Genomic DNA, 14,787 nt, shown 5'->3' with positions numbered 1-14,787 from the left:
CGCCACCGCCCTGGTGCGCGGCGACGATCACCAACGCCAGCTGGTGTGGATCGGCATACCGAACCAGCAATCCGTCGTCTTTCATCCGCGCAATCGCCTGTTCCAGCAAGTCAATCCACTGCCGGTACCCGGCCGCCAACGCCTCGCGCGTGGCGTCGTCCGACTTCGCCAACTGGGCGGTGAGCGCGTGATAGGTGGGGGTGCCGAAATAGCCGATGCGCCGCAGGTAGCGCATGTTCAGGTCGATCCACCGCTCGAAGTCGTCAAACGAACCCAGGCCGCGAAGTGTGGGCTGGCGGTGAAAGTCCAAGACGACGCCGATCTGGCGCCTGATCACCGCGCGGATGAGCGTCGCCTTATCGGCGAAATAGTGGGCGAGCTGTGAGCCGCTGACGGAAGCCGCCCGGCGAACGCCGTCCATGTTGAACGCGGACAGGCCCTTTGTGACGATCAGCTCGGCGGCGGCCTGCACGATCCGGTCGCGGGTGGCACGCCCCTTGGCGGTCAACCGTTGTTCACCATGAACATCGGGATGGGCCATCGCGTCAGGCTAACCTGGTAGCGCCCCCATTTATGGGATCTCCAGCCCATACATCGGCTCAGGCGCGGCCTTGCCTGGCGAGGAAGTTCCGGATCAGGTGCGCGACGTCGTCGCACGCCGACTCCAGCAGAAAGTGTCCGCCGTCGAGCAGATGGATCTCGGCGTCGGGCAGGTCGTCGGCGAACGCCTCGGCGCCGGCCGGGCCGAAGATCTCGTCGCCGCGGCCCCAGACGGCCAGCAGCGGCACCCGGGTGGCCCGGAAGTAGTCGTGCAGGCGCGGATAAAGGGGCGCATTGGTGGCGTAGTCGCGAAACAGCTTGAGCTGCACCAGGTCATTGCCCGGACGGGAGATCAGGGCGTAATCGTGCTGCCAGGATTCGGGATCGATCAGCGTCTCGTCGGCCACGCCGGTCACGTACTGCCAACGGGTGGCCCCCAGGGTAAGGAACTGGCGCACCGCCGCCTCGGTATCCGCCGTTTGCTCCTGTTGGTATGCCTGCACGACCTTCCAGAAGCTCTCGACGAATCCCGCGTCATAGCCATTGCCGTTCTGGCTGATGATCGCGGTGATCGCGGCCGGGTCGCGCAACGCGAGTCGCCAGCCGATCGGCGCGCCGTAGTCCTGGACGTACATGGCGTACCGGTCGACGCCCAGGGTCCGCAGCAGGTTTGCGGTCAGACCGGTCAGCGCGTCGAAGGTGTAGTCGAAGTCGTCGACCGGTGGCGCGTCGGACAGCCCGAAGCCCAAGTGATCCGGCGCGATGACATGGTAAGCGTCGGCCAGGGCCGGGATCAGGTGACGGAACATGTACGAGCTGGTGGGAAAGCCGTGCAGGAGGAGCACCGTGGGACCGGCCGGGTCTCCTGCCTCGCGGTAGAAGAGTCGATGGCCGTCGACCGTGGCGTAGCGATGGTGAACAGCAGGCATGACGTTCCTCCTGACTCAGCGCATTTCACCGTGGTACGCCGCGGCGGCGTCCGACGGAAAATCCGCGAACCCATCTCAAGTTTCTGGGTTATCCGACCCATTATGCACCGCCGCCGAGGTGAGCGACAGCCCCGCGGAGCCGATGTATTGCCGTGCGGACGGGCCTGCCATATTCTGGGCCAATCATCCCAGTTGGGCTCGCTACGGATACGAGCTGGTTCGAGGTGACATGGTCGACAGGCTTGTTTCGGTGAACGTGGGCATGCCCAAGAACGTCGAATGGCGCGACAAAACCGTCTACACGGGGATATGGAAGGCCCCGGTCGAGGGACCGGTCATGGTGCGCCGCCGCAACGTCGACGGTGACGGTCAGGGCGACCTCGCCGGTCACGGTGGTGAACAACGCGCGGTGATGGTGTACCAGAGCGAGTCCTACGACTTCTGGAAGAGCTACCTGAAGCGCGACGACTTGCGAGCCGGGCACTTCGGGGAAAACTTCACCGTCACCGGGCTCGCCGACGACGACGTCTGCATCGGCGACCGCTATCGCATCGGTGACGCCGAGTTCGAGGTGACCCAGCCGCGCGTCACCTGCTTTCGGGTCGGTCTTCGCCTCGACGAGCCCGACATGCCCAATCTGCTGGTGGCCCAGCATCGCCCGGGCTTTTACTTCCGCGTGATCGCCGAGGGCCACGTGCGAGCCGGTGACGACATCGTGCGGACGCGCCGCGGCCGCCACGAACTCAGCGTCGCCGCTGTGGACGCGCTGCTTTATCTACCCGACCGCAACGTCGAGACGCTGCGCAAGGCCGTCGACATTCCGGCGCTGAGCCCGGGTTGGCAGCAGTCGTTTCACGAGCTGTTGGCCGCGCACGATGGTGCCACTTCCGCGGTGGCGCCGCCCATCGGAGTCGAACCGGGGTGGAAGGGCTTTCGTAGCTTGCGGGTCACCGAAACATGCTGGGAGAGTCCAGAAGTGCTCTCGATCCGGCTCGAGGCCGACGACCAGGCTCCGCTGCCACCGGCGCTGCCCGGGCAGTACTTGACGATCAAGATCGCCGGCGCCGGCGAGCCCGCGCCGCTGCGCAGCTATTCCCTATCGGACGACTCCTCCGCCGGCTATTACCGCATCAGCGTCAAGCGCGAGGACCACGGCGTGGTGAGCCGGTGGTTGCACACCCACATCAAGCCGGGGTCGGTAATCGCGGCGGCCGCTCCGCGTGGCGACTTCTGCTTGACCGAGGACGAGGGCCCGGTCGTCCTGTTCTCCGCCGGAATAGGCGCGACGCCGGTGCTGGCGATGCTGCACGCCCTGTCCGCGGCCGGAAGCCGGCGCGACATCTGGTGGTTGCACACCACCCGCAACCGCGAAACGCAGGTGTTCGCAGCCGAAGTCGAGACGCTGATCGGGTCGTTACCGCACGCCCGGCAGCGGGTCTTCCTTACCGAAACGCAGGGCCGGCTGCGCCGGGAGTCGATCGCGGGACTGGGCCTGCCGACCGACGCCACCGTTTACCTTTGCGGTCCAACCCAATTCATGACGGATATGCGCGACGCCTTGACAGGAATGGGATTCGACCCGTCCCGGATCCACACCGAGCTGTTCGGCGCGCTGCCCGCGATCAATCCGGGGGTGGTCGATGCGGGCGAGCGCAAGCCGCCCCACTTGCCCGCCGGCCCACTGGGTGTCGGACCGGCGATCACCTTCACGCGCAGCGGATTAACGGTCAACTGGTCACCCGCGTACCGCAGCATCCTCGATCTCGCCGAAGCATGCGACGTGCCAACCCGCTTCTCCTGCCGCAGCGGCGTGTGTCACGTGTGCGTCACCGGAATCGTCTCCGGCGCAACCACTTACGTTCAGAGGCCGCTGGATCCGCCGGGTTACGGGTCGGTACTGATCTGCTCGGCGGCGCCGGAAACCGACGTGGTGCTCGATCTGTAGTGCTCAGGCGACGATTGCTTGCTGCCCTCCGGTCGCATGCAAGACTGCGCCGTTGACGTAGCTGGCCTCCGGCGAGGCGAGAAAGACTACGGCACTGGCGATTTCGCTCGCGTCGGCCACCCGCTTCAGCGCGGTGATGGCCGCGATGGTCTCGAGGGCGCCCGGAAGCGCCGCGGCCCCAGGCGTTTCCGTCGGCCCTGCGGCCACCGCGTTCACCCGCACGCCCGACTCGCCGAATTCATCGGCCCATACGCGGGTCAGCTGCTCCAAGCCGGCTTTGGTGGCTCCGTAGATCCCCGCCCCGCGCGTTGCGAACGACGCTGCGAGGGTGCTCACGTTCACCACCGCACCGTGGCCCCGGGCGGCCATGGCCGGCACCAACTTCTGCACCAGGATGTAGGGGGCGTGCAGGTTGACGTTCACGTGTTCGTCGAAGGTCGCGTCGTCGGTGTCGGCGGTCGGCCCGAATTCATAGATACCGGCGTTGTTGACCAGGATGTCCACCGGCCCGGCCTCGGTGGCCAATCGCCGCACCTCGTCGGCGACGTTGAGATCCGCCGCGACGAAACGAGCTATACCACCGGTATTTGCGATGTCGCGGACGGTTTTTGCGCCGCGTTCGGCGTTGCGGCCCTGCACCACGACCTCGGCGCCGCGACGTGCAAGCTGCAGTGCGATTTCCCGGCCGATACCCGATGTAGCACCGGTCACCAACGCGGTCGATCCGGCCAATGATGTTGCCATCGAAATCCTGCCTCCAGGAGAGAAGTTCAATTGCTCTCCCGGTAAGCAGCGGTTGGTCGGCGTTTATTCCTAGGGGTTCAGCGGGACGGACGCCTCGGCGGTGTAGCACAGGAAGGTCAGCGTCTCCTGCAGGTACAGGTGCACGGTGTCCGCGTCGTGGCTGGTGTATCCGATCGACACGTCGGTGCCGAGCTGCAGGTCGAAGTCGCCGCCGCGGGTGGTCAGCACGAACGCGCCGTCGATGGCCGGTGCCCAGATGATGTCTCCGGGAACCAGTCGGTCGATGTGTTCGAGGATCGGATATCCGTGTTCGGTGGTCTCGCTGACCCGGGTGTAGACGTCGGCGGACAGCAGCACCGAGTACGGGCCGTCCACACCGGCCAGCCGGAGTTCGGAGATCGCCTGGGTGATGACGTCGGGGATCTCGCGCGGATCGGCCGGCAGGGTCAGCGATTTGTTCGAGCTGGCCGAGCGGATGCCCTCGATCGACGCCGCGGCGTAGCCCTCGAAGATGGCCCGGTCTTCCACGAACGCCAGCTTCTTGGCGGCCTCCTTGACCGGATCCCAGTCGGAGTCGTTGGCGCCGCGCTCGACGTTGTCGATCTCGTAACGAGACAGGGTGAACGGAACCCGCAGGCGGACAAGGGGTTTGCTCTCCCGCAGATGAGCCTCCACACCCTCGGTGGGCGACGCCACGTTGGCGAGCCGACCGGTGCTGACGGCGGCGGCGACTGGTCCGCCCGGCTCGCTGACGTCGACGACCCGGCGCCCGGCGATGTGTCGCTTGAAGGTGCGGGTCGCCTCCGTTTCGATCTCGTGCCAGGCGGCGTCGGTGACCGGTGCCAGGTCGCGGTAGAGGTTGTTCATAAGGAGGTTCCTTTCAGGCTGCCGATCGAAAGTGAGCCGTTCTGTGCAACAGGCGTTTCCGCCACCGGCGCTGCGGGCAGCGGCGGTGGATCATCGAGAAAGTCCAGGGTGGGGGAGAAGAACAATCCGCCGGTTACGGCGGTGGAGAAGTCGAGGATGCGGTCGGTGTTGCCCGGGGGATCGCCGAGGAACATGTTGCGCAACATTCGTTCGGTGACTTGGGGTGTCCGCGAATAGCCGATGAAGTAGGTGCCGTATTCGCTCTTGCCGAGTTCGCCGAACGGCATGTTGTGCCGCACGATTTTCAGTTCCGTGCCGTCGTCGTCGGTGATCACGTTGAGCGCGATGTGGGAGTTGGCCGGCTTCACATCGTCGTCGAGTTCGATGTCGTCCAGCTTGGTCCGGCCGATCACCCGCTCCTGCTCGGTGACCGAGATCGAATGCCACGACGACATGTCGTGCACGTACTTCTGCACGTGCACATAGCACGAGCCGGCGAAGTCGGGGTCCTCGTCGCCGATCGCGGTGGCACTTTCGGCCAGCGCGCCGTCCGGGTTCTCGGTGCCGTCAACGAATCCGAGCAAGTCGCGGTTGTCGAAGTAGCGGAAGCCATGCACCTCGTCGACCACGGTGACCGCGCCGGCCATCGATTTGAGGATCCGGTCGGCCAGCTCGAAGCAGACGTCCAAGCTCTCGGCCCTGATATGGAACAACAGGTCCCCGGGGGTGGCGGGGGCGGTGTGCCGCGGTCCATTCAGCTCGGTGAACCGGTGCAGTTCGGCGGGCCGCGGTCCGGAGAACAGGCGGTCCCACGCGTCGGAGCCGATCGAGGCGATCGCCGACAACCGCTTCTGCGGTTCGCGGAAGCCGATCGCGCGCACCAGTCCCGGAATCTCGGGCAGCGCGTCGTGCACCGTCGCCTCTCCGCCGTCGTCGATGGTGACCACCAGGAAGATCGCCGCGGGCGTCAACGGCGCGAGGATCGGTTGCGGCTGGACGGGGGGCACTCTGAGGACCCTAGCGTGGCGACGGTGAGCGCCGAAAGCGGAGCGAGCAAGGAGCGCGCAATCGGACCTAGCGTGGCGACGGTGAGCGCCGAAAGCGGCGCGAGCAAGGAGCGCGCAATCGGACCTAGCGTGAAGTCCGTGACCGCGGACAGCCATGATGATCAACATGTCGGCCAGCGCCGCAGGCCTCTGCGATTTCATCGACGCTTCCCCCTCGCCATTTCATGCCTGCGCCACGGTCGGCGCGCGGCTGACCGCCGCCGGGTTCACCGAACTGAACGAGACTCAACGGTGGCCGGAAGAACCGGGCCGCTACTTCGTGGTCCGGGCCGGCTCGCTGGTCGCGTGGAATTCCGACGGCGCCGACGGCCCCTTCCGGATCGTCGGCGCACACACCGACAGCCCGAACCTGCGGGTCAAACAACATCCCGACCGGATGGTCGCCGGTTGGCGGGTGCTCGCCTTGGAGCCCTACGGCGGCGCGTGGCTCAACTCCTGGCTGGACCGCGACCTGGGCATCAGCGGGCGGTTGTCAGTTCATGACGGCAGCGGGATCGAGCACCGGCTGGTCCGGATCGACGACCCGATCCTGCGGGTGCCGCAGCTGGCCATTCACCTGGCCGAGGACCGCAAATCGCTGACACTGGACCCGCAGCGCCACGTCAACGCCGTCTGGGGTGTCGGCGCAGAAGCGACGTCCTTCCTCGACTTCGTCGCGGAACGCGCCGGGGTCGCGGCGACCGACGTGCTGGCCGCCGACCTGATGACCCACGACCTGACCCCCGCAACGGTGATCGGCGCCAACGCCGACCTGCTGAGCGCTCCCCGGCTGGACAACCAGGCCAGTTGCTATGCGGGCATGGAGGCTATGTTGGCCGCCACGCCCCGGGCGTTCGTACCCGTGCTGGTGCTCTTCGACCACGAGGAGGTCGGTTCGTCCTCCGACCACGGTGCCCAGTCCGACCTGTTGGGCACCATCCTGGAGCGCATCGTGCTCACGGCCGGCGGTACCCGAGAGGACTTCCTGCGCCGTCTGCCCGACTCACTGCTGGCCTCGGCGGACATGGCGCACGCCACCCATCCGAACTATCCGGATCGGCACGAGCCCGGCCACCTGATAGAGGTCAACGCCGGGCCGGTGCTGAAGGTGCACCCCAACCTGCGTTATGCCACCGACGGACGCACGGCCGCGGCCTTCGCGCTGGCCTGCCGGCAGGCCGGGGTCAACCTGCAGCGCTACGAGCACCGCGCCGACCTGCCCTGCGGGTCGACGATAGGGCCGCTCGCTGCCGCCCGGACCGGCATCCCGACCGTCGACGTGGGCGCCGCGCAGCTGGCGATGCACTCGGCGCGCGAGTTGATGGGCGCGCACGACGTGGCCTCGTACTCGGCCGCGATGCAGGCCTTCTTTTCGCCCGAGTCGTTCTGAGGTTCGACAGGGCTACACGAACGCCAGAGTGAGCGCGAAGGTTGCGGCGTTGAGGGCGAGCAGGAACCCGGCGAACGCGGACTGACCGGAAATATCGTTGGCGAGTACGTGGGTGTACATCGCGCAAATGAAGAAGATAGTCAGCCCGGCTGCCGCGGCGACGCCGATTGCCGGAATCCACAGGCCGACGATAAGCCCAAGGGCGCCTAAGGTTTTCAGGGTGCCGATGGGGAACCGCAGCCAGGACAGCGGCACCCCAGCCCGGCGCATGGGCCCCATAATGGGCGCGAAGTAGAGCAGTGCGCTCACGCCCGAGAAGCCGTCGAAGGCTATGGCAATTGCCGTCACGATGAGGTATGCGGTGCGCATGTTGGGGTCTTCCGTGGTTGGTCGAATGAGAGCAGAGTCGTCTGTGTCACCCCGTCGGGGCAGCCCTGACGCACCAGGCCAGAGCGCTTCGGAAAGCGACCACCGACCGGCTCTTCGATCGGGTATCGCCGCATTAGGGGTCCATCGCTTCTCCTATTGCGTATTCCGTTGCGGTGGCCTGCAATCGGCTGATCCAGTCCGGGTGGAGTAGCCGGCCGCTACCAGCAACTCGTATCCAAGGACGGATCGGCGGGGCGCAAAGTTACACGCGCGCGTAACTTTTCGCCGCCGCGCCTCGTCGTCACTTCGTGAGGCGGCAATCCTGACGCCACGACGAGGAGGATCGATGACAGCGGAGAGCTGGTACGGCCCGCGCTGGCCGCGGGTGACCGCCCGTGCCACCAGTGCAACGTTGGCAATCCTGGCGGTGGCTCAAGCCGCATTCGCCGGCAGTTTCCTGGGTGGGCAGTACGACGCACTGGGGCTGCACTCCGCGGGTGCGAAAGTGACCACGGTGCTTTCCGTCGTTCAGGTGGTGGTGCTGGTGATCGTGAGCAGGACGGGCGGGCCGCGCTGGCCGATAGCGGTCGCGACGCTGGTGACCATCCTCCTCATCGCCGAGTTCGCCTCGGGGGAATTGCGGCTGACAGCGTTACACGTTCCGCTCGGGGTGCTGTTGATCGTGGGGATCGTTCAGCTGACCGCATCGGTGTGGCGGTGGCCGCTGGCCGCACGCTCTCGTCCAGCACACCAGGATGTGATTCGGTGAACCGGCGTAGCGCGCTGCGGGTGGGCGCTGCCGCGGCTGGAATCGGCTTGGTCGGTGCCGGCTGGCCAATGGCGGGCGCACTGCTGGGATCGGCAGAATCGGGACGGCTCGTGCGCAGTCAGACCAAACTGCCCGACCGCTATCAAGTCCCGTTGCCGATCCCGGAGCAATCGGCACCGGTCAGCAGCGATGCCGGCACCGACTACTACGAGATCACCCAGCAGATCTCGCACTTGCGCATACTGCCCGAGTTGACCACTGCGGCATGGACATACAACACGACTTTTCCCGGCCCCACCATCGTTTCCCGGTCCGGCCGCCGAGCCGTGGTGCGGCATCGCAACGCTCTGCCGGTGCCGGTCGTGGTGCATCTGCATGGCGGGCACACCCCGCAAGACCACGATGGATACCCCATCGACTTCATCCTGCCCCAAGGCGATCAATCCAGTGCGGATGGCATGACGCGCAATAGCGTTGTCGGACAGCGTGAATACGTTTATCCGATGAACCAGCGGGCCGCTACCTTGTGGTACCACGATCACCGCATGGGGTATACGGGCGCCGCTGTGTGGCACGGCCTGGCCGGTTTTCACGTGATCCATGACGATGAGGAAGACGCATTGCCGCTGCCTCGCGCCGAGCGCGACATTCCGTTGATGATCACCGATCGTGCCTTCGCCGCCGATGGCTCCTTTCGGTACCCCGCCGCGGACGGCGGCGGAGTAACCGGCGACTACATGAATGGCGTCCTCGGTGACGTCATCCTCGTCAACGGCGCGCCGTGGCCGGTGTTGGAGACCGACCCTGCCCGCTATCGCTTGCGGCTACTGAACGCATCCAACGCCCGTCGCTACCGACTCCAGTTAGACCCACAGCCGCCCGGCGGGTCGGCGCTGGTGCAGATCGGCAGTGACGGCGGATTGCTCGCGCGACCGGTCGGCCACGATTTCATCGACATCGCTCCGGCCGAACGCTTTGATGTTGTGGTCGATTTCAGCCGGTACCGGCGCGGCACAAGCGTGCGCCTGGTCAACCTGCTGGGTACCGAAAACGCCGGTGAGGTCATGCGATTCGACATCGTCGGCGCCGACCGCTCCGATGAGTCGGCCATCCCCGAACTGCTCAGCAGTAGCGCAGCGGGTCTTAACCGACACGATGCCGTGGCCACCCGCACGTTCCTCTTCCGCCTCGGAAGAGGGGGCGCGTGGACGATCAACGACCTGTCGTATCAACCGGGCCGGGCGCTGGCGCGTCCCAAGCTCGGTACCGCAGAGATCTGGCGGTTCATCACCGAATTCCACCATCCCGTCCACGTGCACCTCAACCCGTTCCAAGTGATCTCACGCAACAATCGCGCACCGGGACGGTTCGACATGGGCTGGAAGGACACCGTCGACGTCCGGCCGGCCGAGGCGGTCGAAGTTCTCATCCGATTCACCGACTACACCGGTTCCTACCTTCTGCATTGCCACAATCTCGAGCACGAAGACATGGCCATGATGGCCGACTTCGTGACGGTGGATTAGCCGCGCGTTCCTTCCGCCCGGGCCCCATCACGCCTAGGGTCTGGCGTTATGGCGCTCAACGTGGAGATGCTGACCTTTGACTGTGACAACCCGGCGAAGCTGGCCGCCTGGTGGGCCGCCCAGTTCGGCGGCTCGACGCACGATGTGCTCGCCGGCGAGTTCACCGCGGTGGCCTTTCCGGAAGGACTGCGGCTCGGATTCCAGAAGGTGCCCGACCCGACGCCCGGAAAGAACCGCGTGCACCTCGATTTGAGCGCGGCCGACGTCGACGCCGAGGTGTCCCGACTGACGGCGGCCGGAGCGACCGAGGTCGGCCGGCACCAATTCGGCGACACCTTCCGGTGGGTGGTGCTGGCCGACCCCGAGGGCAACGTGTTCTGCGTCGTGCGTCAGTAGCGCTCGCTCAGCGCTGACCCAGGAAAGCCGGCTCGTAGCGGATCACGTTCTCCACCACGATCCCGTCGCGGGTGCGGACCCGGTCGATGCCCCGGATCTGAAACGGTCCGTCCGGGCCGGTGCCATGACCGACGTAGTGCAAGAACACGAGTTCCTCACCTTCGGTGGCAGCAGGGACGGTAGCGCTGTCGATCACCTCGAGTCGCAAATCGGGTGCAGCCTCCAGCAATTCGGCGATTTTCGCCGTATACGCCTCGATTCCCCGGACCGGCTCCGCATCGCCGGGCCAGTAGCCGACGATGTCCTCGGCGAGGATGTCGAAGCCGCGCGACATGGTGGGTGCGGCCCAGTATGCAGCGAAGACCTCGGCGCTGAACTTCGGCGCGGATTGGACGTCCGTCATGGTTCCTCCTTGGATCGGGCGCTCCGATCGAGCGCGTGCAGCAAGCGTGTCGCCGCGCAGTGCGGCATCGCAATTACCTGAGAGGTCATCGCCGTGAGCGCACAGACGTGGTTACCGTGGCCTGGTGAGTCAAGCGGCGGTCGGTGCCTTGTTGCGCGAATGGCGGACGCGACGGCGCGTGAGTCAGCTCGATCTCTCGCTGAGCGTCGGCGTCTCGGCGCGGCACCTGAGTTTCATCGAGACGGGACGCTCGCGCCCCAGTCCGGAAATGGTGCTCACCCTCGCCGACGGACTCGATATACCACTGCGGGAACGCAACACGCTGCTGCTCGCCGCAGGTTTCGCGCCGCGTTACCAATCGCGCCCGCTCGAGGACCCCGCCCTTTCCCCGGCTCGCGAAGCGGTGCAACGCCTGCTCGATGCGCACGACCCCTACCCGGGCATCCTCATCGACCGCTGCTGGAACATCGTGGGGACCAACGCCGCAGCCTCCGCGCTGACCGCCGGCCTACCCGAGGAGCTGCTGGGGCCGCCGGCCAACGTCTACCGGTTGTGCTTGCACCCCGACGGCCTGGCCGGACGAACCCTGAATTTCCCGGACTGGGCCGGCTACCTGCTGAACCAACTGCGGCGCACCGTCGCGCTCACCGGCGACCTGGGATTGGCGGCGCTCGACAAGGAGGTGCGCGACTACCCGGGTGTGACTGCCGCGGCCGAAGCGCGGCGCACGCCGGAGAGCGCGTCGCTGCTCATTCCGTTCATCCTCGACGTCGGCGGGGGCCGACGGTTGTCCATGTTCACCACGCTGACGACGTTCGGGACGCCGCTGGAGGTCACCCTCGCCGAACTGGCCGTCGAATTGTTCTACCCCGCGGACACCGAAACCGCAGACCTGCTCCGCGGCGTCTAGGTCCCGCTATGCCTGCTGGGGCGGCGAGAGCGCCTGCACGCCGCCCAGCCCTAGACTGTCTGGCGTGACTGTCCCCGGGACCAGCGCGCCCACCCAGGCCATCGACACCGTCGAGCACGCCGCCACCACTCCCGACGAGCCGCAACCGTTCGCCGAGCTGGGCCTCAAAGACGACGAGTACCAGCGCATCCGCGAGATCCTGGGCCGTCGCCCCACCGACACCGAGCTGGCGATGTACTCGGTGATGTGGAGCGAGCACTGCTCCTACAAGTCATCCAAGGTGCACCTGCGCTACTTCGGCGAGACCACCACCGACGAGATGCGCACCGGCATGCTGGCCGGGATCGGCGAGAACGCCGGCGTCGTCGACATCGGCGACGGCTGGGCCGTCACCTTCAAGGTCGAATCGCACAACCACCCGTCCTACGTCGAGCCCTACCAGGGTGCGGCCACCGGCGTCGGCGGCATCGTCCGCGACATCATGGCGATGGGCGCGCGACCGGTCGCGGTGATGGACCAGCTTCGGTTCGGCGCGGCCGACGCGCCGGACACCCGCCGCGTGCTCGACGGCGTGGTGCGGGGCATCGGCGGCTACGGCAACTCGTTGGGCCTGCCCAACATCGGCGGCGAAACCGTCTTCGACGCGTGCTATGCCGGCAACCCCTTGGTGAACGCCATGTGCGTCGGCGTCTTGCGCCAAGAGGACCTGCATCTGGCCTTCGCCTCGGGCGCCGGGAACAAGATCATCCTGTTCGGGGCCCGCACCGGGCTGGACGGCATCGGCGGGGTGTCGGTGCTGGCGTCGGACACCTTCGACGCGGAGAACTCGCGCAAGAAGCTGCCCTCGGTTCAGGTGGGCGACCCGTTCATGGAGAAGGTGCTCATCGAGTGCTGCGTCGAGCTGTACGCCGGTCATCTGGTGGTCGGCATCCAGGACCTGGGTGGCGCTGGATTATCATGCGCCACTTCGGAATTGGCCTCTGCCGGCGACGGTGGCATGGCGATCCAGCTGGAGACTGTGCCGCTGCGCACCACCGGTATGACGCCCGCGGAGATCCTGTGCAGCGAGTCCCAGGAGCGGATGTGCGCGGTGGTCACTCCGGACAACGTCGACGCCTTTCTGGCGGTGTGCCGCAAGTGGGACGTGCTGGCCACCGTGATCGGCGAGGTCACCGACGGCGACCGGTTGCGGATCACCTGGCACGGCCAGACCGTGGTCGACGTCCCGCCGCGCACCGTCGCCCACGAAGGCCCGGTCTACCAGCGACCGGTCGCCCGCCCCGACACGCAGGATGCCCTGAACGCGGACAGGTCGACCCGCCTGCCACGACCGTCCAGCGGTGACGAACTGCGCGCCACTTTGCTTGCGCTGCTGGGCAGCCCGCACCTGTGCAGCCGCGCCTTCATCACCGAGCAGTACGACCGATACGTGCGGGGCAACACGGTGCTGGCCGAGCACGCCGACGGCGGCGTGCTGCGCGTCGACGAGTCCACCGGCCGCGGCATCGCCTTGTCGACCGACGCCTCCGGCCGCTACACGAAGCTGGATCCCTACGCCGGAGCCCAGCTCGCGCTGGCCGAGGCCTACCGCAACGTCGCGGTCACCGGAGCGGCCCCCGTCGCGGTGACCAACTGCCTGAACTTCGGTTCACCCGAGGACCCCGGTGTGATGTGGCAGTTCTCGCAGGCCGTCAGGGGACTCGCCGATGGCTGTGTGGCACTGGGGATTCCGGTCACCGGCGGCAACGTCAGCTTCTACAACCAGACGGGCTCGGCGGCGATCCTGCCCACCCCGGTGGTCGGGGTGCTCGGCGTCATCGACGACGTCGCCCGGCGCATCCCCACCGGCCTGGGCACCGAGCCCGGGGAAACCCTCATGCTGCTCGGCGAGACCCGCGACGAGTTCGACGGCTCGATCTGGGCCCAGGTGACCGCCGACCACCTGGGCGGTCTGCCGCCCCAGGTGGACCTGGCCCGCGAGAAGCTGCTGGGTGAGGTGCTGCGCTCGGCATCGCGCGACGGCCTGGTGTCCGCGGCGCACGACCTGTCCGAAGGCGGCCTCGCGCAGGCCGTCGTCGAAGCGGCCCTGGCCGGTGAAACCGGTTGCCGCATCGTGCTTCCCGATGGCACCGATCCGTTCGTGACGTTGTTCTCCGAGTCGGCCGGCCGCGTGCTGGTGGCGGTGCCGCGCACCGAGGAGAGCCGGTTCCGGTCGATGTGCGAGGCGCGGGGGCTGCCGGCGGTGCGCATCGGCGTCGTCGACCAGGCCTCCGACGCGGTGGAGGTGCAGGGCCTGTTCACGATCACCCTGGCCGAATTGCGCGAGACCTCCGAGGCGGTGTTGCCGCGGCTCTTCGGTTGAGTGCTCGCGGGCGAATCTTGATGTCCGACATGGCCTTTCGTCGGATCCGCGCCCTGTCGCTGGCCGCCGCCCTGGTCGGCTGGAGTTTCGTCAGCCCTAGGCTGCCGGCCAACTGGCGGACAGCGCTGCAGGCCGCGGTGGGTGGGCTGCTCGTGTTGGTCACGCGCGCTCCGCTGGGCCTGCGGCCGCCCCGGCTGTGGGCCGGCCTGTGCCTGGGCTCCCTGTTCGCCTGCTCGGCGGCGGCCACCGTGGCCGCGACGACTCAGCTGGCGCCGGTGCGCCAGCGTGGGTGCGGCCAGGCTGCCGGAACGATCGGCCAGCCAACCGAACAGCCAGCCCGCGATCCCGGTCACCAGCACGGTGCCGGCCACCGGCTCACCCGTCGCCCGCGCGTCGGCGATGTGCGACAGACCAAAGGCGCTGGCCTGCAACAGTCGCCCACCGCGTGCGCCGAAAGCGACGGCGCCGGCGGTGGCCAGCGCACCGCGAAAGGCGGACTCCTCCGACCACACCGTGCCCACGGGTATCCGCAGCAACAGCCACTCCGGCGACGCCGCCGGCGGCTCGCGGCCGGCCATCGATCGTCGCACC

The 14,787-nt window shown here is 67.2% G+C and carries 14 protein-coding genes and 2 pseudogenes; 8 read left to right on the top strand and 8 right to left on the bottom strand.

All coding sequences use genetic code 11. The features are described 5' to 3' along the window. Together A5622_RS04830 and A5622_RS04825 are read right to left on the bottom strand one after the other, a co-directional pair. On the bottom strand, nt 1-541 hold a 541-nt coding region (locus tag A5622_RS04830), incomplete at its 3' end, for a TetR/AcrR family transcriptional regulator (RefSeq protein WP_156752841.1). 58 nt (nt 542-599) lie between these two features. Beyond that, nucleotides 600-1,469, bottom strand: coding sequence for an alpha/beta fold hydrolase (locus A5622_RS04825; RefSeq protein ID WP_066877033.1), 870 nt, complete (start codon nt 1,467-1,469; stop codon nt 600-602). A 229-nt stretch (nt 1,470-1,698) separates the two neighbouring features. On the opposite strand from A5622_RS04825, the gene A5622_RS04820 reads away from it, so the two are divergent. Continuing rightward, the gene (locus A5622_RS04820) at nt 1,699-3,414 is read left to right on the top strand and encodes an MOSC and FAD-binding oxidoreductase domain-containing protein (RefSeq protein WP_066877032.1); all 1,716 of its coding nucleotides are present in this window, start codon (nt 1,699-1,701) and stop codon (nt 3,412-3,414) included. A 3-nt stretch (nt 3,415-3,417) separates the two neighbouring features. Here the strand turns inward: A5622_RS04820 and A5622_RS04815 are convergent, their stop codons facing one another. The 3 genes from A5622_RS04815 to A5622_RS04805 all read right to left on the bottom strand — a co-directional run bounded on the left by A5622_RS04815 (nt 3,418) and on the right by A5622_RS04805 (nt 6,032). Beyond that, nucleotides 3,418-4,158, bottom strand: coding sequence for an SDR family NAD(P)-dependent oxidoreductase (locus A5622_RS04815; RefSeq protein WP_066877030.1), 741 nt, complete (start codon nt 4,156-4,158; stop codon nt 3,418-3,420). A gap of 69 nt (nt 4,159-4,227) precedes the next feature. Next, nucleotides 4,228-5,025, bottom strand: a complete 798-nt coding sequence (locus tag A5622_RS04810) for a family 1 encapsulin nanocompartment shell protein (protein ID WP_066877028.1) — start codon at nt 5,023-5,025, stop codon at nt 4,228-4,230. Further along, the gene (locus A5622_RS04805) at nt 5,022-6,032 is read right to left on the bottom strand and encodes a Dyp-type peroxidase (protein ID WP_066877026.1); all 1,011 of its coding nucleotides are present in this window, start codon (nt 6,030-6,032) and stop codon (nt 5,022-5,024) included. Before A5622_RS04805 ends, A5622_RS04810 begins: the two co-directional genes overlap by 4 nt. 166 nt (nt 6,033-6,198) lie before the next feature. Here A5622_RS04805 and A5622_RS04800 point away from each other — a divergent pair, with 166 nt between their 5' ends. After that, the gene (locus A5622_RS04800; RefSeq protein WP_066877035.1) at nt 6,199-7,461 is read left to right on the top strand and encodes a M18 family aminopeptidase; all 1,263 of its coding nucleotides are present in this window, start codon (nt 6,199-6,201) and stop codon (nt 7,459-7,461) included. A 12-nt stretch (nt 7,462-7,473) separates the two neighbouring features. Here the strand turns inward: A5622_RS04800 and A5622_RS04795 are convergent, their stop codons facing one another. Then, nucleotides 7,474-7,830: a DoxX family protein gene (locus tag A5622_RS04795; protein WP_066877024.1), complete on the bottom strand. Its 357-nt coding sequence runs from the start codon at nt 7,828-7,830 to the stop codon at nt 7,474-7,476. A gap of 346 nt (nt 7,831-8,176) precedes the next feature. Between A5622_RS04795 and A5622_RS04790 the strand changes: the two genes are divergently transcribed. Genes A5622_RS04790 through A5622_RS04780 form a run of 3 tightly spaced genes read left to right on the top strand, consistent with a single transcriptional unit; the run spans nt 8,177 to nt 10,521 of the window. Continuing rightward, a complete protein-coding gene (locus A5622_RS04790) occupies nt 8,177-8,599 on the top strand; it encodes a hypothetical protein (protein WP_066865471.1) in 423 nt (140 codons plus the stop codon). Then, nucleotides 8,596-10,125 (top strand): multicopper oxidase family protein, encoded by a 1,530-nt coding sequence (locus A5622_RS04785; protein WP_066877022.1) that lies wholly within the window; start codon nt 8,596-8,598, stop codon nt 10,123-10,125. The genes A5622_RS04790 and A5622_RS04785 overlap by 4 nt, the downstream gene beginning before the upstream one ends. 48 nt (nt 10,126-10,173) lie before the next feature. Further along, complete coding sequence (locus A5622_RS04780) at nt 10,174-10,521, top strand: VOC family protein (RefSeq protein WP_066877020.1); 348 nt, start codon at nt 10,174-10,176, stop codon at nt 10,519-10,521. A gap of 7 nt (nt 10,522-10,528) precedes the next feature. Here A5622_RS04780 and A5622_RS04775 read toward each other — a convergent pair whose 3' ends face one another. Continuing rightward, nucleotides 10,529-10,924, bottom strand: a complete 396-nt coding sequence (locus tag A5622_RS04775) for a nuclear transport factor 2 family protein (protein WP_066877018.1) — start codon at nt 10,922-10,924, stop codon at nt 10,529-10,531. Nucleotides 10,925-11,048: 124 nt separating this feature from the next. Here A5622_RS04775 and A5622_RS04770 point away from each other — a divergent pair, with 124 nt between their 5' ends. The 3 genes and pseudogenes from A5622_RS04770 to A5622_RS30005 form a co-directional block, all read left to right on the top strand. Continuing rightward, on the top strand, nt 11,049-11,834 hold the full coding sequence (locus A5622_RS04770; protein WP_066877016.1) for a helix-turn-helix domain-containing protein: 786 nt from the start codon (nt 11,049-11,051) through the stop codon (nt 11,832-11,834). Between the two features lie 64 nt (nt 11,835-11,898). Continuing rightward, entirely contained in the window at nt 11,899-14,196 is a 2,298-nt protein-coding gene (purL, locus tag A5622_RS04765) for a phosphoribosylformylglycinamidine synthase subunit PurL (protein WP_066877015.1), read from the top strand. Nucleotides 14,197-14,216: 20 nt separating this feature from the next. After that, nucleotides 14,217-14,477: pseudogene (locus tag A5622_RS30005) on the top strand (CPBP family intramembrane glutamate endopeptidase); the annotation flags it as partial. Here the strand turns inward: A5622_RS30005 and A5622_RS27845 are convergent. Then, nucleotides 14,472-14,787, bottom strand: a pseudogene (locus A5622_RS27845) (CPBP family intramembrane glutamic endopeptidase); the annotation flags it as partial. The pseudogenes A5622_RS30005 and A5622_RS27845 sit on opposite strands and share 6 nt — an antisense overlap.

The sequence above is a fragment of the Mycobacterium sp. 1245801.1 genome (assembly GCF_001673055.1).
Lineage (GTDB): Bacteria > Actinomycetota > Actinomycetes > Mycobacteriales > Mycobacteriaceae > Mycobacterium > Mycobacterium europaeum_A.
Note: the sequence above shows the minus strand (reverse complement) of the source record. Positions and strands in the feature narration are given on the sequence as shown.

Excerpts from the sequence above, each read along its gene's own strand:
- A5622_RS04825 (WP_066877033.1), bottom strand. The coding sequence starts at position 1,469 with ATGCCTGCTGTTCACCATCGCTACGCCACGGTCGACGGCCATCGACTC.
- A5622_RS04800 (WP_066877035.1), top strand. The coding sequence starts at position 6,199 with ATGTCGGCCAGCGCCGCAGGCCTCTGCGATTTCATCGACGCTTCCCCC.
- A5622_RS04815 (WP_066877030.1), bottom strand. The coding sequence starts at position 4,158 with ATGGCAACATCATTGGCCGGATCGACCGCGTTGGTGACCGGTGCTACA.
- A5622_RS04775 (WP_066877018.1), bottom strand. The coding sequence starts at position 10,924 with ATGACGGACGTCCAATCCGCGCCGAAGTTCAGCGCCGAGGTCTTCGCT.
- A5622_RS04780 (WP_066877020.1), top strand. The coding sequence starts at position 10,174 with ATGGCGCTCAACGTGGAGATGCTGACCTTTGACTGTGACAACCCGGCG.
- A5622_RS04790 (WP_066865471.1), top strand. The coding sequence starts at position 8,177 with ATGACAGCGGAGAGCTGGTACGGCCCGCGCTGGCCGCGGGTGACCGCC.
- A5622_RS04795 (WP_066877024.1), bottom strand. The coding sequence starts at position 7,830 with ATGCGCACCGCATACCTCATCGTGACGGCAATTGCCATAGCCTTCGAC.
- A5622_RS04810 (WP_066877028.1), bottom strand. The coding sequence starts at position 5,025 with ATGAACAACCTCTACCGCGACCTGGCACCGGTCACCGACGCCGCCTGG.
- A5622_RS04820 (WP_066877032.1), top strand. The coding sequence starts at position 1,699 with ATGGTCGACAGGCTTGTTTCGGTGAACGTGGGCATGCCCAAGAACGTC.